19 protein-coding genes and 3 pseudogenes are annotated in these 18,791 nt (G+C 34.9%); all 22 read left to right on the plus strand.

Features of this window, described 5'->3' with window-relative positions:
* Nucleotides 1-131 precede the first annotated feature (131 nt).
* The 22 genes and pseudogenes from Y7E_RS0113410 to Y7E_RS0113510 all read left to right on the plus strand — a co-directional run bounded on the left by Y7E_RS0113410 (nucleotide 132) and on the right by Y7E_RS0113510 (nucleotide 18,539).
* Complete coding sequence (locus Y7E_RS0113410) at nucleotides 132-521, plus strand: immunity 22 family protein (protein ID WP_017151770.1); 390 nt, start codon at nucleotides 132-134, stop codon at nucleotides 519-521.
* Nucleotides 522-543: 22 nt separating this feature from the next.
* Nucleotides 544-750: a bacteriocin immunity protein gene (locus tag Y7E_RS0113415; RefSeq protein ID WP_017151771.1), complete on the plus strand. Its 207-nt coding sequence runs from the start codon at nucleotides 544-546 to the stop codon at nucleotides 748-750.
* 350 nt (nucleotides 751-1,100) lie between these two features.
* Nucleotides 1,101-1,577, plus strand: coding sequence for a DUF4261 domain-containing protein (locus tag Y7E_RS29735; RefSeq protein ID WP_017151772.1), 477 nt, complete (start codon nucleotides 1,101-1,103; stop codon nucleotides 1,575-1,577).
* Between the two features lie 221 nt (nucleotides 1,578-1,798).
* A complete protein-coding gene (locus Y7E_RS0113425) occupies nucleotides 1,799-2,335 on the plus strand; it encodes a SecY-interacting protein Syd (RefSeq protein WP_017151773.1) in 537 nt (178 codons plus the stop codon).
* Nucleotides 2,336-2,341: 6 nt separating this feature from the next.
* Nucleotides 2,342-2,611, plus strand: coding sequence for a SecY-interacting protein Syd (locus Y7E_RS31710; RefSeq protein ID WP_017151774.1), 270 nt, complete (start codon nucleotides 2,342-2,344; stop codon nucleotides 2,609-2,611).
* Between the two features lie 333 nt (nucleotides 2,612-2,944).
* Entirely contained in the window at nucleotides 2,945-3,118 is a 174-nt protein-coding gene (locus tag Y7E_RS34365; protein WP_017151776.1) for a hypothetical protein, read from the plus strand.
* Between the two features lie 485 nt (nucleotides 3,119-3,603).
* Nucleotides 3,604-4,218 carry an immunity protein Imm33 domain-containing protein gene (locus Y7E_RS0113440; RefSeq protein ID WP_017151777.1) on the plus strand — a complete coding sequence of 205 codons (615 nt, stop codon included), beginning with the start codon at nucleotides 3,604-3,606 and terminating at the stop codon, nucleotides 4,216-4,218.
* Nucleotides 4,219-4,418: 200 nt separating this feature from the next.
* Nucleotides 4,419-4,604: a hypothetical protein gene (locus Y7E_RS34370; protein WP_237741374.1), complete on the plus strand. Its 186-nt coding sequence runs from the start codon at nucleotides 4,419-4,421 to the stop codon at nucleotides 4,602-4,604.
* A 304-nt stretch (nucleotides 4,605-4,908) separates the two neighbouring features.
* Nucleotides 4,909-7,296: pseudogene (locus tag Y7E_RS29755) on the plus strand (penicillin acylase family protein).
* Between the two features lie 230 nt (nucleotides 7,297-7,526).
* Complete coding sequence (locus Y7E_RS0113455; RefSeq protein WP_017151781.1) at nucleotides 7,527-7,970, plus strand: hypothetical protein; 444 nt, start codon at nucleotides 7,527-7,529, stop codon at nucleotides 7,968-7,970.
* 54 nt (nucleotides 7,971-8,024) lie between these two features.
* Nucleotides 8,025-8,372: an immunity protein Imm33 domain-containing protein gene (locus Y7E_RS0113460; protein WP_017151782.1), complete on the plus strand. Its 348-nt coding sequence runs from the start codon at nucleotides 8,025-8,027 to the stop codon at nucleotides 8,370-8,372.
* Between the two features lie 216 nt (nucleotides 8,373-8,588).
* Nucleotides 8,589-8,804 carry an immunity 22 family protein gene (locus Y7E_RS29760; RefSeq protein ID WP_017151783.1) on the plus strand — a complete coding sequence of 72 codons (216 nt, stop codon included), beginning with the start codon at nucleotides 8,589-8,591 and terminating at the stop codon, nucleotides 8,802-8,804.
* 96 nt (nucleotides 8,805-8,900) lie between these two features.
* Complete coding sequence (locus tag Y7E_RS34375; protein ID WP_017151784.1) at nucleotides 8,901-9,836, plus strand: hypothetical protein; 936 nt, start codon at nucleotides 8,901-8,903, stop codon at nucleotides 9,834-9,836.
* Nucleotides 9,837-9,851: 15 nt separating this feature from the next.
* Nucleotides 9,852-10,571 (plus strand): IS200/IS605 family accessory protein TnpB-related protein, encoded by a 720-nt coding sequence (locus tag Y7E_RS34380; protein WP_017151785.1) that lies wholly within the window; start codon nucleotides 9,852-9,854, stop codon nucleotides 10,569-10,571.
* A 283-nt stretch (nucleotides 10,572-10,854) separates the two neighbouring features.
* Nucleotides 10,855-11,106, plus strand: a pseudogene (locus Y7E_RS0113475) (glycoside hydrolase family 113); the annotation flags it as partial.
* Between the two features lie 91 nt (nucleotides 11,107-11,197).
* A complete protein-coding gene (locus tag Y7E_RS0113480) occupies nucleotides 11,198-11,389 on the plus strand; it encodes a DUF378 domain-containing protein (RefSeq protein ID WP_017151787.1) in 192 nt (63 codons plus the stop codon).
* A 357-nt stretch (nucleotides 11,390-11,746) separates the two neighbouring features.
* The gene (gene serC, locus Y7E_RS0113485; protein WP_026049204.1) at nucleotides 11,747-12,829 is read left to right on the plus strand and encodes a 3-phosphoserine/phosphohydroxythreonine transaminase; all 1,083 of its coding nucleotides are present in this window, start codon (nucleotides 11,747-11,749) and stop codon (nucleotides 12,827-12,829) included.
* Nucleotides 12,830-12,841: 12 nt separating this feature from the next.
* Nucleotides 12,842-14,014, plus strand: a complete 1,173-nt coding sequence (locus Y7E_RS0113490; RefSeq protein WP_017151789.1) for a phosphoglycerate dehydrogenase — start codon at nucleotides 12,842-12,844, stop codon at nucleotides 14,012-14,014.
* Nucleotides 14,015-14,029: 15 nt separating this feature from the next.
* Nucleotides 14,030-15,277: a DUF1015 domain-containing protein gene (locus Y7E_RS0113495; RefSeq protein ID WP_017151790.1), complete on the plus strand. Its 1,248-nt coding sequence runs from the start codon at nucleotides 14,030-14,032 to the stop codon at nucleotides 15,275-15,277.
* 320 nt (nucleotides 15,278-15,597) lie between these two features.
* Nucleotides 15,598-16,263 (plus strand): annotated as a pseudogene (locus Y7E_RS29770) (formylglycine-generating enzyme family protein).
* Between the two features lie 226 nt (nucleotides 16,264-16,489).
* A complete protein-coding gene (locus Y7E_RS0113505) occupies nucleotides 16,490-17,161 on the plus strand; it encodes a response regulator transcription factor (RefSeq protein WP_017151793.1) in 672 nt (223 codons plus the stop codon).
* A gap of 1 nt (nucleotide 17,162) precedes the next feature.
* Nucleotides 17,163-18,539: a sensor histidine kinase gene (locus Y7E_RS0113510; RefSeq protein ID WP_017151794.1), complete on the plus strand. Its 1,377-nt coding sequence runs from the start codon at nucleotides 17,163-17,165 to the stop codon at nucleotides 18,537-18,539.
* Nucleotides 18,540-18,791: the final 252 nt, after the last annotated feature.

Here is an 18,791-nt window from a genome sequence, read left to right on the forward strand (position 1 = left end):
GGAATAATATTTACGGAGTCTAAAGTAAAGAACGAGAAAACTTACATATTAATAAAGTTTTGCAAGAACAGGGCGCTCACAGCGAAGAAATAGGTTTCTATACGATGGAGAGTATGATAAGGAGAGACAAAATGGAGCATTGTGGAATGGTTTCGTTGTGGCTTGGTACTACTCAATCATTTAATCATCTTCAAGAATATGTTGATATGGAATATACGGAAGATGGAGATATAATACAGTCAAAATTTGGAGTTAACTTTGATTTTGGTTACTACGATGAAGATAACATGGAAGTTAATTTCTATGAGAAACCTAAAACAAACATAGAGGATATTCTAAGGAACTTTTCATATAGTGAGATTATTATTCCTAATTTTAAAGATTTGATAAAAAAAGAAAATGTAGAGGAGAGTATTAATTCCGTTATATTGCTTTATGATTTTCAATATGATGCAGAGAAAGTAAAAGATACATATGAGGATCTAGAATTTATATTTATTGGTGCTGTAACGTATCATTAATATTTTTGAGGTGTTGAATGATATGAAATGTAAAATGAACAAAGAGGAACTTATTGAACTTGTAAAAAAGATTTATAATCTTGATTTACAAGAAGCAGAACATAGCGAATATGTGAATCAATTTAATAATAGTGGCGTTCCCCATCCAGCACCTAGTGACCTAATATTTTGGAATGATATAGAACTAGCTCCTGAAGAAGTAGTAGAAATTGCATTAAGCTATAAGTAAGAGAAGGAATAATTTAAATAAGTAGATGAAAGAGTTTAGAAGGAGATTGTATTTGTATTTACATAGAGAAATGTTTTAGATAAGGAGAGAGTTAGATGGAAAGCTCAAAAGTTGTATTATGTATACCTGGTTTATGAAAGAATAGAAGTGAACTTATTGAAGCAATTGTAAGAAAAAGTGAGGGATATATATTCGCTGGGAATTATATTAGTAAACTAGGGGATCCGAGTATTTTTTTTGAAATTGATATATATGAACATGATGAGCGAGTAGCAGAAGCTTTTGAAATTTCTGGATATAATTCATTTACTGAGGAAGACCTTAATCTTATTAGAAAACATTCTTTAACGTTGTATTTAATTGGGGAAGGAGGATCCATTGAAAAGATAAGGAAGCTAGTTGATGCTGCAAGTGCACTTGTAAAAGCTGGAGGACTGGGTGTGAAAGTTGAATCCTCAGGTACTGCAAATACAATTGAAAGCTGGAATGATATGTATCATACAGATGATGCAGTAGAATTATTTCAAGCTTTTGTAACAGTGATCGAAGAAGAGGATTTTTACTATACATGTGGTATGCATTGCTTTGGACTACCGGATGTAATTACTTTTAAAGATCAAGTAACTCCGCAATATGCTCAAGAATTAATGAACGTTTTTTGTCTGTATAATTTCATTGAAAAGCCTAGCTTAACGGACTATTCTACATTTAGTCTAGATGAAAATAATCCTCATTTCATATTACAACATACGGAGTGTAGACATTTTTCAGAAGATGAATTGTTTTATAATCAGTATGGAATTTGGGCGTTAGTAAAAAAAGAGTAGTATAAAATTTGTTGTGATAGGAATAGAGGGGGCAGGAAATCCGATTTGTTGTAAATAACTAACTGTAGAAATGATGAGAGTTGATATGGATACAGGTGAATAAGAATGGAGTGCTTCTAATTTAGAGGCATATTTACATAGGTATTTACTGAAGAGATACAAATCCATTTTTGATGATAGATTTGTAGGGGGAAAATTAAGTGAAGTAAAGGGGAATATGTGTGTCTATTCAAAATGCAATGCAACAATACTTTAGGTTAAGAATAAAATTAGCGCACGAAGGTTTAGATTTTCTATTAAAAACACCAGTTCTTGAAGAAGTGAATCCTATTCTTTATGATGGGGAAATAGATGAGGAGGGTTATATTCTATGGAAACCAGTAGAAAAAAATATCGTACACGACTTTATCCATTTAGAGCAAGAAATGGGAGTTCAGTTTCATCAAACAGTTACTACGTATTTTAATTCCTATTGGTTTGCTGAATTAAATGGTTTTTATAAAAATTATTATATTGAATTAGAAGCGGTATTGCCGAGTATTGAATTGAATTCATTTAAAGAACGGTTAAAGGGCTATAAGGGGAACCACCAAGATAGATTAAAACATATCCCAATAGGTATTGAAGGTAACGGAATGTTAGTTGTGATTGACAATGAAGATGGGAAAGTTAGATTAGAAGATTTTGAGAGAGGTTCATTTGAAACGATTTCAGAAAGTATACAAGGGTTGATTTCGAATTTATGTTTGAAGAGGTGATCAGCGTTGAAAGCGATCATGCAACGTTACTTTGAAAGTTACTTATTGAAATGGAGCGATTGGAACGGAACACACCCGCAGGTTCCATTTAATGTAGAGATTGACAAGCGCTTATATATTGGTGAAAAGGATGAGGATGGCTATATATTTTGGAAGCCAAAGGAGAAGGATGAATATGATAATTTTCAAGAACTTGAAAAAGAACTAAATGCTAATCTTTATTCTGATATAAAAGAATATTATAATTCCTATTGGTTTCTCGAGATGATTGGTTAGATTGATAATTACAATATTAGTTTATTCCCTGTAACACCAGGTGTTGAACCATTTTTATTTATAGAGCGTGTTCAAGATTATTTATTTATTAGACAAGGGGATGAAATATATATTCCTATAGGATTTGAAAGTAGTGGGATGTTAATTCTTATGAACAATCGTACTGGAGAAATTGTTATAGAAGATTTTGAAACGGAAGAGTATCGGCATCTTAGTGCAAGTTTAAAGGTACTCATTTCTCGATTAAGTTTCCGATCAATTTGGTAGTGTTTTGTTGGCTTTATATCTGTTAATTGGTGTGTATTGTTATAGAAATTATAGGGGTGTAGTTATATGACAATCCAATTTTGTAAGGAAGCAGTTGCATACTTAAAACCAATAGTAAAAGAGGATCTTGATGAAGAGTGTTTTACTTTATCTGAAGAAAATAGTTTTGTTCATACATATTTTAATGAAGACCTAATTATTACTTTTTTAGTTGAGAACGATCAAAACGATTATTTTTAATATGTTCAAAATAGGCATATATCAGAAGGAGGCTTAGATGAGGAGCAGTTATTAGAAATCGGGATAGATAATCTTTATAAATTAGCAGATGAAAAAGAACTACGGGTTCACACGCTATCGGAAGGGTGTTTTGCTTTAATTCTTGACGGGAGTTTCGAAGCTAGTTTAATTGTTTTAGACGACTTATGGGATTACTCACTAAAAGAATTCGTATCAAATGGATATGCGGTTGCGATACCAGCGAGAGATATTCTTGTTTTTTGTGATTGTAATGCTAGTAATGGAATTGAAAAAATGAAAAGTATAATAGAAAAGGTTGGGGAAGACGGAGATCATTTATTGATTGATAAAATTTTAGTGAGAAGTGAGGGGAAATGGAGATATTTATAGCCATCCTAAATATTCAAAAAGAAAATAGTACTTATTATAATAGAGTGAGTATTTAGAAGGATATTGAGGTACTTGTGAAAAGAGGGAGAAAATAAGTGGAAAAGTTCATTAAGAATATCGGAGATAAAACTTTTATTGCTCAGGCAGAAAAGAGCTTCGCGGTGCAGGTAGAAGGTTTATTTCATTTTTTAACTGAAGTAGAAAATGATCGATTAATAGATGGTTTTTCTATACAAGTTGGTTGGTCGATTTATTTTCTTGATGAAAGGGAAGATGGATTTCATATTATCGTACATGATTATACAAAGAATCCATTTGAAGATATGACAGATGATTTGACGATTTCTTTATGGATACTATTAACACAAGTGAGTTTTGTAAAGTCATTAGCAATTGAAGGGGAGTTACTGCGCTTTTGTGACAAAATTGTAGCTGCCAAAAATGTATTGGAATTAGATGATATTTACTTAGAAAGAACAAAAGATTGTGAAAATGATGACTCCGGTTGGTATATAGGTCCTGTTAATGATGAGCATGACACAGAAGAGTACGAAGCATTTTATGCATATGAATTATTAAAATTGAAGCCTTCTCTTACTCAAGTATTAACATTGCCTTCTGGATATCTTGTAATCTTTGAAAAAGATGAAATGAAAGCAGTTGTAGATGAAAATAATGTTAACATTTTGGATAGGATCGACGATATATGATCTAGTATAGAAAAAAGAGGTAGCAACTTGTTAATGTTAGTACCTCAATAAAATTGTAGAATCGAATTGAGGTAGGAAAAGACTAATTTAACATATACAGGTGGGTTTTATGGCTTATAAAAATAATTTAATCAATCTATTTAAAGATAAAGTTATATTAATGATACTTATTTTAATTTCTGCTTTCCATATGATGAATTTTGCATGCTTTTTTTGCAGTTACGATAGCCTTGTTTTGGGACGATCCGACTGCTGATATGGGTACTGAATATTTTCCAATGGTTATGCCGCATTTATATCCAGTTCTCATTGGTGTTTATTTATGGCTTTTGTCAGCTGTTATTTTTATCAGAAGTACTTATCGAATTCTAAATGGAAAAAGATAGCTGTGGAAGCGCTTTTTCTTATTATCGCATTTGTCATTCCGAAGTTTTTAGGTGCGTTTAAAATTCCTTTGTTAGAAATGCTTTTAAGATAAAGAGTTTGCTATTGAGTATTTAATAAAAAAGAGAGCCTCAGTAAATTGAAATTTATTGGGGCTTTTTATCGTTACCTTTTGAGTATGACAGCTCACGATAAGAATGTTAAAAAGTAAATAGTGCTCTACATATCAAAGATTAATGGTTCTCTATAATCTGAAAGGGTTCTCTCCTAATATAAGCGAATACATTGAAAAAGGAGGGAGCCTGTATGGAAGTTGTTGTGAAGCAGAAAAAGAAAAGAGGTAAGGGAAAAAGAATTGTCATTTGGTCTGGTAGTATTATTCTTGTTTTACTTGTTGCCACGGCAATTTTTGCAAATGCATTCGTAATGAAGTCAATGCCAAAGGTAGAAGGGACGGTTCATGTCAGTGGATTGCAAAAATCGGTTCAAGTAACACGAGATGAAAAAGGTGTGCCTCATATTAAAGCTGAGAATGCGCATGATTTATATTTTTCACAAGGGTATGTTCAGGCGCAAGATCGTTTATTTTAAATGGATTTAAGTAGAAGACAAGCATCTGGCACGTTAAGCGAAGTAGTTGGGAAGGCCGCGCTAGATAAAGATAAATTATTTCGGACACTTGGGCTTAGACGGGCAGCGGAAGCGTCAGTGAACGAATATACAGGTGAAGCAAAAGATGCGTTGCAGTCGTTTGCTGATGGAGTAAATGCCTTTATAAAGGAAGCGAAAAAGGACGGGAAACTACCAGTAGAGTTTCATTTACTAGGATACGAGCCTGCTGAATGGACTCCGGTTGATTCTTTAACGATTGGAAAATATATGGCTTTTGATTTAGGTGGTCATTGGCATGGGCAAGCATTTCGATTTTGGGCACTTCAACATCTTTCAAAAGACCAGGCCTATGAGCTATTTCCGACTTATCCAAAGAATGCTCCTAGATTATTAGCACAGTTGAATGATCTGAATGTGAATGTGGAAAAAAGCTTTGCAAAAGCAATTATTCCTCCAGAATCTAATGGGAGTAATAATTGGGTAGTAAGTGGAGAAAAAAGTGCATCTGGAATGCCTATATTAGCAGATGACCCTCATCTTTCTTTAGCGACACCATCTATTTGGTATCAAACATATTTAGAAATGAAAGATATAAATGTAAGCGGCGTTATTTTTGCGGGTGTTCCTGGTGTTATGTTAGGGCATAACAAACAAATTGCTTGGGGTGTTACGAATACAGGTCCGGATGTGCAAGATTTATATATTGAAAAAAGAAATCCTGACAATCCAAATGAATTTTTGTATAACGAAAAATGGGAAAAAGCTACGATTGTGAAGGAACCTATAAAAGTGAAAGATGGAAAAACAATTCCTTATGAAGTAACGATTACGAGACATGGTCCGGTCATTTCAGAATTTGCTTATAAAAATAAAGATGAGGCTGTTTTTGCTCTAAAATGGACGGCACTCGAACCTTCAGCTGAATTAAAGGCTGTATTAAATATGAACAAAGCAACAAATTGGACTGAATTTGAATCAGCGCTAGAAGATTTTCATACTCCTACCCAAAACTTTTTATTTGCATCAACAGATGGCACAATTGCTTATAAAGCAAACGGAAACATACCGGTACGGAAAAAAGGGAATGGGATTTTACCCGTTCCTGGATGGACAGATGAATATGAATGGGAAGGCTATATTCTATTTGATAAACTTCCAAAAGTTATAAATCCAAAGCAGGGATTTATTTCGACAGCCAATAATAAAATTATAAATGATGATTATCCGTATCATATTAGTCACATTTGGGCGCAGCCGTATCGTCAAATGCGTATTCAAGAGTTTTTGCAGGAAAAGGATCAATTGACTGCGAGGGATTTACAAGAGCTGCAAATGGATCAAAAAAATCTTCACGCAAGAGAGTTTGCTCCAGTGTTTTTAAAAGAACTGAATAAAGTAAACGTATCGGACGTGGAGAAGCAGGGAATAAAAGAGCTTACAAATTGGGATTTTTACGATAATAAAGAAAAAGCGGCCCCGTTAATTTTTCATTTATGGATGAAAGAAATATCCAATACTTTATTTTCAAAGGAAATACCAAAGGATGTAATGGAATTATTTGAAGGTAAACAACAAGTTATTGATGAATTGATACGGAAACAAATGAGCGGAGAAAACAGTGTATGGTTCTCTAAATATGGAGGCTTCACAGAAGTTTTACATACATCGTATTCAAAGGTAATGAAAAAGCTTGAAAAACAATATGGATCAGACGTAACGAAATGGAAGTGGGGAGAATATCATCAACTTTCTTTTACGCATCCTATGTCCAAATCATCTGATGTGCTCGCGTTCTTTTTCAATCGTGAAAAACCTGTCCCGATTGGGGGGAGTAATATTACGGTTCAAGCAGCAAGTTATGGAGATGATGGCATTGTGAATCACGGAGCATCTTGGCGATTTGTGATAGATACAAAGGATATGTCTAATGGCTATCATATCGTAGGACCGGGGCAATCAGGACATTTTAAAAGTAGCTGGTATCATGATCAAATAGAAGACTGGGTAAATGGAAGTTATCATGTTACTAGGCTTAGTACAGAAGGAATAGATGGAAAAAGGTTAACTTTAACACCTAAATAATGTGTATAAGACTCTTACTCTTGTAGGAGTTGCCCGATTGGTGAGGGCTAATAATCAGTGGGGATGGAGAAAACCCCCACTGATTAAGGTTTCACTTTATTATTACTTAATAAAAATTTTCAAGTGGAAATAACTTTCTTATAAAGCGATAGTATACCATAATCAAATTATGGAATGTTATAATTTAGGGAAATATAGTTTCATGGTCATACAAATATAGGGGTGAGTACATGACGAATTGTTATTTTGAGTTTGTAATACACAAAGAAGCTCATTTTCAGAAACTAAGAGAATTTTTTTACAAACTGAAAGAAGAGAAAGAAAAAGAGATGATAGATTCTAGTGATTCTATTTGGCTGGAATATTTTGAAGAAGATGTATTAAAACAGTTTTGGTGGCCGACGGAAGAAGAATTACATCATTACCAGATTTTATGGAAACAAATCCCTGTAGAAAAACGTTTAACAGACCCTAAACTGAGAACCCCATGGGACTTTGAATCTATGATTGATGCATTTGCTTCTGGGGAATATGAACTAGTCTCTTGTGAAAAGGCAACAAACAATATTGGGAGAATTGAATTTTATCCTTATGGATGGCCGTATGGCGGGAGCGATGTGTTTAGAGCTTTAATTGAGTATAGTGGGTTCAAAATTATTGATGACAGTGTATAGAAGCTTACAATCGTTAACAATCATAAAAAGAAACAATGGAAAGGGTGAGAGAATATGTCCAATTACGTAAAGTCAGAATTTATCAAAAATGCAGGCGGCTGTATCGTATCAAAAAACATTTTGGAGGGGAATGGAAAATTAAAATGGTTGGTTAGAGATGAATCTGTAACGAGTGTTGATAATGGCTGGAGATTTTTTTCGGATATTGATGATGATGATTACGTAAATGATCCAGATAACTTAGTTGTATGTGACTTTAACACAGTAGCTCAAATCGAACCTGCAATTCTAGCAGTTTATTCTTTTCCGGTGGGTAGTGAGCTGCAATTAGTTGTAGAGAATGGAAAGTGTTATTTCATTGATAATATAACAGAGGAGGTTATCAAGTTTTTATACCATTAAAATAACATAGAATTAAAAAAATAATTTGTTCCTCTTATAAAGAGAATACTGATCATCCAGTTGTAGTGTTTGAGAACATGAAGGTGGAAGATCTAAATAATAGTTTGGGAGAAGATAGACGACTATGAAAGAGGAAGTTTTGAAGTGTAGTATGTAGAGGGTTTAAGAATTACTTTTGTGTGCTGAAAAAACGGTATATGGATGGAGATTGTATGTATGGAAAAAGAAGGAATTGTCTTATTATGGCTAGGAAATATGGAATCTGAAGATTTTTTAGAGGATTATTTTCGTATAAAATATACAGATGATGGTGATTCCATACCATCACTATTTATAAAGGATTTTCATATTTGTATGTATGATATTGATGAGGACTTTATCATTTTAACCGAGAAGACTCCCTCCTCTAAACGAAGTGAAGGTGGGGGATGAATCGGTTTTTTCTTTTTTAAGGGAAATCATTTTTTGTAGAACGTATGTTCTTTTTATTGTATAATTGTCTTATCAAACAAAATGAGGTGAGAACAGGTGAAGAAAGCGTATTTTTCGAAACGAATCTATAAAAGAGATATGCCGTATGAAATGGTAGATATATTGACAAAGACAATCGAAACATTTAATCAGGCGAAACGCTTTGCGTTTCAAACAATCGTCCGAGAAAAATGTTGGAACCGTAAGATGTATACAGATAGTCTTCATCTTGTTCTCAAACGGAACTATCAATTGAATGATTACTATGCAAACAGTGCGATGCAAGAAGCAAAGGCGCTGTTTACAGGTTTAATGGAGTTACAAAAAATATATGAGAAGCAAACACAAGAGAAGATTAAGAAACTCAAGAAAAAGTTGAAACAAGAACGGACAAAACTGACAAATCTTCGTAAAATGAAACAAAGTTGTGTGAAAGGAAAGCTGACATTTCTGAAAAACACCCGCTTCGCGAAGCACAACAACCTCATCTCCTTATCCCGTAAAAAAGACACCTTGATTTGGCTAAATGAATATCTGTTTGAACACCAATACTTAGATGTTCAAATCAAAAGAATTCAGGTGAAAATCGGCCTTCTAACCCACCGGAAATACCGTTTAACGCAAAAACTTTCATCTTATCAAACGAATATTCCAAGCGCAGTATTTGGAAGTGAAAAACTGTTTCGGTCTCAATTTACAATCGATGAATTTATACATAATCATGACAAATGGAAAGCGTTATTTTCCCATGCTCGAAATAAACAACTCATTCTATCTGGCCGTAAAGATGCCAAACACGGAAATTTTGTGTTTCAGTATGTTACCCAGAATCAGGAATTATGGATGACGACAAGTACAGGAAAACAGGTTATGTTTCCAGCTGTCACATTCCCGTATGGGCAAGAAATCATGGAGGAAGTGATCACAAAACAATTACAGTGTAAGAATAAGAAAAAACATGGCAAACCGATTGCGTGGTCTGTTGAAGACTAGGGGGAGTATTACATTGTGAAATGTTTAGTCGATGTACCGGAAAACCTTCACACAAATTACAGTAAAGCGGATGGTGTAATTGGGGTAGATTGTAATCTAGATCATTTTGCTTGGGCAAATGTAACGGAGGATGGAAATTACAAAGGGAGTGGTTCCTTTCGCTTTTCCATTATAGGGAAATCCACTGGACAAATCACAAAGATAATCGAAGCGGAAGCCATTCGCCTAGTTGACTTAGCGGAGCGGTATAACAAGCCGATTGTAATAGAGAAGTTAGATACCACGCAATCAAGGGTAGGGGATCGGTACGGAAATAAGCGAGCGAATCGGATGAAGAGTCTGTTCGCTTATCAGAAGATGACAAGCGCGATTCTGGGTCGTGCGGATAAAAGGGGTGTGGCTGTCTTTCAAGTCAATCCAGCTTACACTTCGATTTCAGGGAAGATGAAATATATGCGGAAATTGGGGATTTCAATCCATCAATCTGCCGCCTTTACAATTGGGCGTCGTGGATTAGGGTATAAAGAAAAAGTTCCTCAAGTGCTTCAGCCTTATATTCCAAAGAAAGAAGCGCACCACTGGAGCCATTGGCATCAATTAAACAATCGATTGGATATTCGTACGCATCATTTCTATCAGTTATATCATGTAAATCAGCCGGAAGAGGCATTACAAATCGAGCGATTAGACTTATTTGAAAATGAAAAGAAAAAACTAGCAAAACTGTTGGCGTAATGAAAAAAGAATCCCTGGTCCCAGTCTCTTACGCTTGTCACCAGAGCAGATAACAGGTCTAGGAACTGGATGCATGGCATGGTGTTCTTCGCCTCGATAGAGGAAGAAAGTAGCTGTACCTTTTCTGTTTTCCTCGGAAGAGAGAAAGAGGTCGTCTTGCCTAAGGACACTACTGAATTTCTATATCGTTGTATCCTCTTCGTTGAACGAGAGGAAGTGTTTTTGTTTGAGCAGAAACATATGAATCCCCCATCTCAAGCTCATGTAGAGGTAGGTGGGGGTAGTTCAATTTGGAGGTTTTAATATTCCAGCGCGAGAATTCGGGTTGCAAAATCCATGGAATCCAAATGCTTCAAAAGTATTTTCTCCAGAGATTCAATCTAATGGATGGCGTGCTTTTCGAGATGTTCTAGAGTCTAAGCCATACTTTAAAGGATTTTCAATATGGTTTATTGGTTCTAATAATCGAACTCATGCGTATCAGATTCATAGCAAGGAAGCTGAAACGGTTATAAAGGACTGGTACAAAAAATAATTTTAATAAAGAAATGCGCAAGTTTCGAATTTTGTTACATATATTTTAGTGAAAGGCCTTTCACCATTTTATCACCTAGGGGGCAATCATAATGAAATTTTTGTCTTACCTTACAGTAATTTTGGTGATTCTTGGCGGTTTGAATTGGTTGTTTGTGGCGTTGGATTATAATGTAGTTGAGAAATGGTTTGGTTCTACACCAGCTCTTGTAGATACCATTTATTGGCTCTTTGGTCTTTCTGCTATTTATCAAATTTTCGACCGGTTCTTTACGGACAATTAACTCTTATAAATTTATGAATGGAGTGTTAAGCATGATAAAATGCTTAACACTTTTTTGTATGTTTATAGATAAAAATGTATCTGCAAACGGTTCCATTGCGTCTTGAGCCTTAATGAAGCAAAACAAATTGACCGTATATTTTATATGGGTTATAATTCAGAAAGTTTAAAAATTAATACGATGAAACCTCGATCAGTGGGGTAGGGGTTCCCCCACTGATGGTTAGCCTTAACCAATCGGGCTTTTACGGGCAGTTTTCCTAAAACATCCCATCCTTTCATCTCTCTAAATCTTGAGATGGAGGCTTACTGCTCGTTAAAGCGGGATAAATATAGAAACAGGGAGGTCGTAAGAGTGATGGAGAGAGTTTACAATTTTTCAGCAGGACCATCTATACTCCCTTTGCCGGTTTTAGAAAAAGTGCAAAAGGAGCTTTTAAATTATAATGGGACAGGCATGTCTGTTATTGAAATGAGTCACCGATCTTCACAGTTTCAAAGTATTATAGATGAAGCAAGTAGCTTGCTTCGTGAATTGATGCACATTCCTGAGAATTATGATGTTTTATTTTTACAAGGAGGGGCATCTCTGCAGTTTTTAATGGTTCCATTAAATTTAATGAATGAACATAAAAGAGCTGGATACGTGCTTACGGGTTCATGGTCTAAGAAAGCTTTACAGGAAGCTCAAAAAACTGGGGGAGTAGAAGTTATTGCTTCATCAGAAGAAGATCATTTTTCAACGATTCCACATGTAGATGTTTCAATGATTCCGAAAGAACTAGATTATGTACATATAACAACGAATAACACGATTGAAGGAACGAAATATGTTGAGTTGCCACAGTTAGAGAATATTCCACTTATTGCTGATATGTCTTCGAATATTTTATCCGAAGAATACGATATAGAGAAATTTGGTTTAATTTATGCAGGAGCACAAAAGAATTTAGGACCAGCAGGGCTAACGATTACAATTATTAGAAAAGACTTAATTGGCAAAGCGAACACTTCTTGTCCGACAATGTTAAACTATGAAACTTATAGTAAAAATAATTCCTTATACAATACACCGCCATCCTTTAGTATTTATGTGACGAAGCTAGTACTAGAGTGGTTAAAGGAGCAGGGCGGCGTATCTGCAATGGAAGAACAAAATAGAAAAAAAGCAGCAATTCTATACAATTTTTTAGATGAATCAAAATTATTTACTTCACCAGTTGACCCTGCGTATCGTTCGCTTATGAATATTCCATTTACAACACCAGCGAATGATTTAAATGAGCAATTTTTACAAAAAGCTAAAACGTTAGGGTTTGTTACATTGAAAGGCCATCGTTCTGTTGGTGGTATGCGAGCTAGTATTTATAATGCAATGCCAGTAGAAGGTGTTCAACAATTAGTAGATTATATGAAGGATTTTGAGCTAGAGAATAGATAGGGAGATGGGGAAATGTTTCGCGTTCAAACATTAAATCAAATTGCTGAAAAAGGCTTGCAAATTTTTGAGGGAGAGCGATATGAGGTTGGAGAAGGATTAGATCATCCAGATGGTATATTACTTCGAAGCTTTTCCTTACATCAAGAAGAATTTTCAAAAGATTTAAAGGCAATTGCAAGAGCAGGAGCTGGTGTAAATAACATTCCTGTAGAACGTTGTACAGAAAGCGGGATTGTTGTTTTTAATACACCAGGGGCAAATGCGAATGCAGTGAAAGAACTTATTCTTGCAAGTCTTATTATGTCGTCACGTAATATAATAAGCGGGGTTGGTTGGACAGCGGGATTAGAAGGTGAAGAAGTTCCGCAGCTTGTAGAAGCAGGAAAAAAACAATTTGTTGGCTCAGAGATAGCAGGAAAACGACTTGGTGTTATTGGACTTGGCGCAATTGGTGCTCTTGTAGCAAACGATGCATTATCTCTTGGTATGGATGTTGTTGGATATGATCCATATATATCTGTTGAAACAGCATGGCGATTATCAACACACGTACAACGTGCATTTAGTTTAGATGAAATCTTTTCAACATGTGACTATATTACATTGCATATTCCATTGACAGATCAAACGAGAGGTATTATTGGAGAACATGCTGTACAAACGATGAAAAAAGGTGTCCGTCTCTTTAACTTCTCAAGAGGAGAACTTGTGGATGAAGTTACGTTAGCAAAAGCTTTAGAAGAAGGAATTATTAATCATTATGTAACTGATTTTCCAAATAAAAATGTAATAAAACTGAAAAATGTGACAGCAACACCTCATCTTGGAGCTTCTACGTATGAGTCTGAAGAGAATTGTGCAGTTATGGCCGCTCGCCAGTTACGTGACTATTTAGAAACAGGAAACATTCGTAATTCAGTAAACTACCCAAATGTGGAACTTCCTTATGTCGGAAAGAAACGAATTACGATTATGCATCAAAACGTTCCGAATATGGTGGGGCAAATTACAGGCTGTTTAGCGGAACACCATATTAATATTGCTGATATGATTAACCGTAGCAAAGGTTCCTTTGCATATACAATGATTGATATTGATAATGGAATTGCTGATATAATTAAAGAAAATGTAGTTGAAAACATAAAGAAAATCACAGGTGTAGTAGCTGTTCGAATGATTGTATAAAGGAGAGAGAGAAATTTGGCGACAATTCGACCATTTAGGGCTATTCGTCCAGTATCTGATAAGGCTGCACAAGTTGCAGCACTGCCGTATGATGTGTTAAATAGTGAAGAAGCAAGAGAAGTTGTAAAGGGAAATCCATATTCCTTTTTACATATTGATAAAGCTGAAATAGACTTAGACCCGGCTGTTTCACCATATGATAACAGTGTATATGAAAAGGCAAGTGAAAATTTACAACGTTTAATGCAAGAAGAAATATTGATTCAAGATGAAGAGCCATGTCTTTATATTTATCAATTAACGATGCAAGGGCGAACGCAGTCTGGACTTGTCGTTTGTACATCAATCGATGAGTATACCGATAATACGATTAAAAAGCATGAACGGACCCGTCATGAAAAAGAACAAGATCGTATTCGTCATGTTGATATATGTAATGCGAATACTGGTCCAATTTTTTCAACATATCGTGCAAAAGAAGAAGTAACAAAGTTAATTGCAAATTGGCAAGAAAATAACACGCCAATTTATCAATTTACTGCTGATGATGGTGTAGAGCATGTAATATGGAAAATCGCAGAAACTGATGCGATTTCTGCATTAGTAGAATTATTTGAAGAGATTTCTTCCTTATATATTGCAGACGGACATCATCGATCAGCATCTGCTGTGAAAGTAGGACTAATGCGTAGGGAACAACATCCGAACTATACAGGAGAAGAAGAGTTTAATTTCTTTTTATCTGTGTTATTCCCTCATGATGAACTATCGATTTGGGATTATAATCGTGTTGTGAAAGACTTAAATGGTTTATCTGAGGAGCAATTTTTACAGCAAATTTCACAATATTTTTATGTGGAAAAAGCAGGTGTTTCTCCATATAAACCAACTGAACCAAAATCATTTGGTATGTATTTGGATCAGGGATGGTATAAACTCACTGTGAAAGAAGAAACATTTGATGTCCATGATGTTGTAAAACGTTTAGATGTGTCTATTTTACAAGAGCATTTATTGAGTCAAGTACTACAAATTCACGATCCACGTGCTGATACACGCATTGATTTTGTTGGTGGTATTCGAGGTTTAGAGGAGCTAGAGCGCCTTGTAAATCGTGGTGATTATAAAGTAGCGTTTGCTTTATATCCTACATCAATGGAAGATTTATTAGCAATTGCCGATGCGGGAGAAGTTATGCCGCCAAAGTCAACTTGGTTTGAACCGAAGCTTCGTAGCGGACTTTTTATACATTCTTTAGAATAGAGAAAAGACAGCATATCAAATTCAAGACATATAAATATTAAGAGTAAAGATAGTAAGGATTGAATATCCCTACTATCTTTTTTTACTATAAGCGCAAACGGAATGGATCGATCGAACTTCCTCTCCAAGCCATAAAACAGCATGAACAGGTTCTATCCATTTTCATTCTCTTTGGTGTAGTGCTTGCGCTGCGTGAATGGCTAATGGATAGTTATCTGTAAAAAAACAACGTAATTTTTGTATTGATTAAATGGTTTTGAATGTGATGGGATTTGTAAAATTAAGATCGTTAGGAGGAAGTGAGAGTGTCAAATGAAATAATGAGTTACATTGACTATCCAATGGTAAAAATTCCAGAGGGAGAAATAGAATTAAGAGACGATCGAATAAACAGCAAATGGAAAGTTGAAATAAAATCGTTTCTTCTTTCCTAGTATCCTGTAACTATGGATCTATACTATGCTATTACAAATAAATCACCTAATTCTTTTGATGGAGATCTAAATCCCGTTGTAAATATTTCTTGGAATGATGCAATTTATTTTTGTAACCTACTTTCACAGAAAGCTGGACTGAAAGAGTGTTATTCTATAAGTAATGATGGTGAAAACATTATTTGTAATTGGGAATCTGACGGCTATCGACTTCCTACAGAAGCAGAGTGGCAATATGCATGTAAAGCAGGGACTACTGGTTATAGATATGGAGAGCTTGATAAGATTGCCTGGTATAATGAAAATTCAGGAGGCAAAATCCATGAAGTAGGCAGAAAGGAACCGAATGCATGGGGGCTGTATGATATGTTAGGGAATGTTTGGGAGTGGTGCTTTGATTTATATGATGAACAAGTGTACGGATCCTACCGAATTTTTCGAGGTGGTAGCTGGGCTGAAGAGGCCAGGGGGTGCGGAGCTTCGTGTCGTCGTCGTAGTCATCCGTCATTTTGCATTGACGACCTTGGATTTCGACTTGCCCGGTCTTTTTAGCTCCTACAAACAAGCGGGTTTTACAGCTTAACGAACGAAGAGGTAAGGCTAAATAAAAAAGCCTGTATCGAAAATTACTTAGTAATCGAAGATACAGGCTTTCATTTGTAATGTCTATTAATATTTGTATATATTTAATTTTAAATGCAAGCTTTTTCTTGCAAAAAACACAATTGTTTCTTAATGTAATGGTGTAGAAGGATAAACAAGGAAGGATTTAACGAATATGATACATATTTTATTAGCAGATGATGACGGGCATATTAGAGAATTACTACATTATCACTTACAAAAGGAAGGCTATAAAGTTTTTGAAGCTGAGGATGGAAAGGTAGCGCAATCTATATTAGAAAAAGAAAATATTCACCTTGCCATTGTTGATATCATGATGCCATTTGTTGATGGATATACTTTATGCGAAGAAATTAGAAAATATCATGATATACCCGTTATTTTATTAACTGCCAAAGATCAATTGGTGGATAAAGAAAAAGGGTTTATTTCAGGAACAGATGATTATATTGTGAAGCCATTTGAGCCAGCAGAGGTGATTTTTCGTATGAAAGCTTTACTTCGTCGTTATCAAATGTTGAGTGCAGACGTAATAACGCTGCATGGGACAACGATTGACAGAAAACGCTTTGAAGTAAAATGTAATGATCAAACAATTTTACTGCCGTTAAAGGAATTTGAATTGTTATCACAACTTGCGAGTTATCCAGGTAGAACCTTTTCGAGAGAAGAGTTAATTGAACTTGTGTGGGGAATGGACTTCGAGGGGGATGAGCGTACAGTAGACGTTCATATTAAGAGGCTTCGAGATCGTTTTTCAAAGCGCACGGATGATTTTCAAATTAAAACGGTACGTGGACTTGGCTATAAGTTGGAGCTGAAATAAGATGAAATCACTTTATTCTAGATTTGTATTGATTACCATTGGGATTATGCTTCTTAGTAGTGTCATTGGTTTTTTATTAACCAATGTTTATTATCAAGTGAAATTAAAACCATATAATAGTGAAAAAATTTTACGTTACGCTGAGGAAGTAAAACATTTGTATGAAAAACAGAATGAGGAAACGAAGGATGAGTATTTGCATTCTATTGCGAAATTAGGTTATGAGATTTATGTAGTAGATGATCAAAAGCAGGGGAAACGGATTGGAAATGCTTTTCGGACTTTAAAAATTAACGATGCTACAATTGATGAAGTTTTACAAGGTAAGGTATACAATGGTGTTTCTACTTATCCAACCCGTCTGTTTATAACAGGTTTCTTTGATAATGAATTAATTAATAGTGTAGGGGTTCCACTGAAAAATGGTGATAAGCAATATGCCTTATTTATTCGCCCTGATATTCAGCAGCAGTTTGGTGAAATGAGGATTTTCTTAGCGGTTTTGCTTGGCTTTATTGTTGTATTAAGTATCATTTTTATTGCTGTTGCAGCGCGTTATATCATTCGTCCGATTCAAACATTTACAAAAGCGACGCAAAAAATTGCGAATGGTGAATATGATATTGAATTAGAAGAAAGACGAAAAGATGAAATTGGGACATTATCTACAAGTTTTAAAAAGATGACGAAAAGTATAAAAGAGTTAGATCAAATGAGACAAGAGTTTGTTTCCAACGTATCTCATGAATTTCAATCTCCATTATCTTCCATTCAAGGTTTTTCAAAGACATTACAGTCAGAGAAGATGACAGAAGATGAAAGGAAACATTATTTGCAAATTATTGAGGGCGAAAGTAAGCGAATGTCTAGTTTATGTAAACAGTTGCTCACGCTTGCTTCTTTAGATAAAGAGGAAAAAGTTCTTCAAATAAAAGAGTTTGATTTACATAAGCAAATGAAAGATGTCATTTTTATGTTGGAATGGAAGTGGCGTGAAAAAGACATTGCGGTTGAATTTGATGTTCCCAACGTGAATATAAAAGGCGATGAGAATTTACTTCATCAAGTTTGGACAAATATATTTACAAATAGTATTAAGTTTACAGATAGTGGTGGAACCATTGCATTTGCAGCGCGAGAATTAGAAACGAGTGTAGTGATTTCAATCTCAGATAGCGGGATTGGTATGGGACAAGAAGAAGTGGATCGGATTTTTGATAGATTTTATAAGGTAGATACAGCGAGGGCTCGTAATGTGGAAGGAAGTGGCTTAGGTTTATCTATTGTAAAGAAAATTGTTGAATTGCACCACGGGAAAATTTCAGTGGAGAGTGTAAAAGGAGAAGGTACAAAGTTTCGAATTGAATTACCTAAATAATGAGAAGGACTACTTGAAATAAGTAGTTCCGTTTTCGGAGAAAAACACTTTAAATATTATATGAATTAGCATATCAATTCACATACGAATTGGTATGCTTTTTTTGTTGAACAGTAGCCCCCTATAATTTAAGTGAATATTTTCACAAGAAACCCTAATAAATGCATTCCCGTAATATTATCAAAAGCTATTTATAAAGAAAAAAGCAACAATTCGAATTGTTGCTTTTTCCAATGCGTCTGATTCGGAATT

The sequence above is a fragment of the Bacillus bingmayongensis genome, assembly GCF_000299035.1.
In the GTDB taxonomy this organism is placed as follows: domain Bacteria; phylum Bacillota; class Bacilli; order Bacillales; family Bacillaceae_G; genus Bacillus_A; species Bacillus_A bingmayongensis.

Excerpts from the sequence above, each read along its gene's own strand:
- Y7E_RS0113490 (WP_017151789.1), top strand. The coding sequence starts at position 12,842 with ATGTTTCGCGTTCAAACATTAAATCAAATTGCTGAAAAAGGCTTGCAA.
- Y7E_RS0113410 (WP_017151770.1), top strand. The coding sequence starts at position 132 with ATGGAGCATTGTGGAATGGTTTCGTTGTGGCTTGGTACTACTCAATCA.
- Y7E_RS0113415 (WP_017151771.1), top strand. The coding sequence starts at position 544 with ATGAAATGTAAAATGAACAAAGAGGAACTTATTGAACTTGTAAAAAAG.
- Y7E_RS0113480 (WP_017151787.1), top strand. The coding sequence starts at position 11,198 with ATGAAATTTTTGTCTTACCTTACAGTAATTTTGGTGATTCTTGGCGGT.
- serC (WP_026049204.1), top strand. The coding sequence starts at position 11,747 with ATGGAGAGAGTTTACAATTTTTCAGCAGGACCATCTATACTCCCTTTG.
- Y7E_RS0113460 (WP_017151782.1), top strand. The coding sequence starts at position 8,025 with ATGTCCAATTACGTAAAGTCAGAATTTATCAAAAATGCAGGCGGCTGT.
- Y7E_RS0113455 (WP_017151781.1), top strand. The coding sequence starts at position 7,527 with ATGACGAATTGTTATTTTGAGTTTGTAATACACAAAGAAGCTCATTTT.
- Y7E_RS0113510 (WP_017151794.1), top strand. The coding sequence starts at position 17,163 with ATGAAATCACTTTATTCTAGATTTGTATTGATTACCATTGGGATTATG.
- Y7E_RS29760 (WP_017151783.1), top strand. The coding sequence starts at position 8,589 with ATGGAAAAAGAAGGAATTGTCTTATTATGGCTAGGAAATATGGAATCT.
- Y7E_RS34365 (WP_017151776.1), top strand. The coding sequence starts at position 2,945 with ATGACAATCCAATTTTGTAAGGAAGCAGTTGCATACTTAAAACCAATA.
- Y7E_RS0113505 (WP_017151793.1), top strand. The coding sequence starts at position 16,490 with ATGATACATATTTTATTAGCAGATGATGACGGGCATATTAGAGAATTA.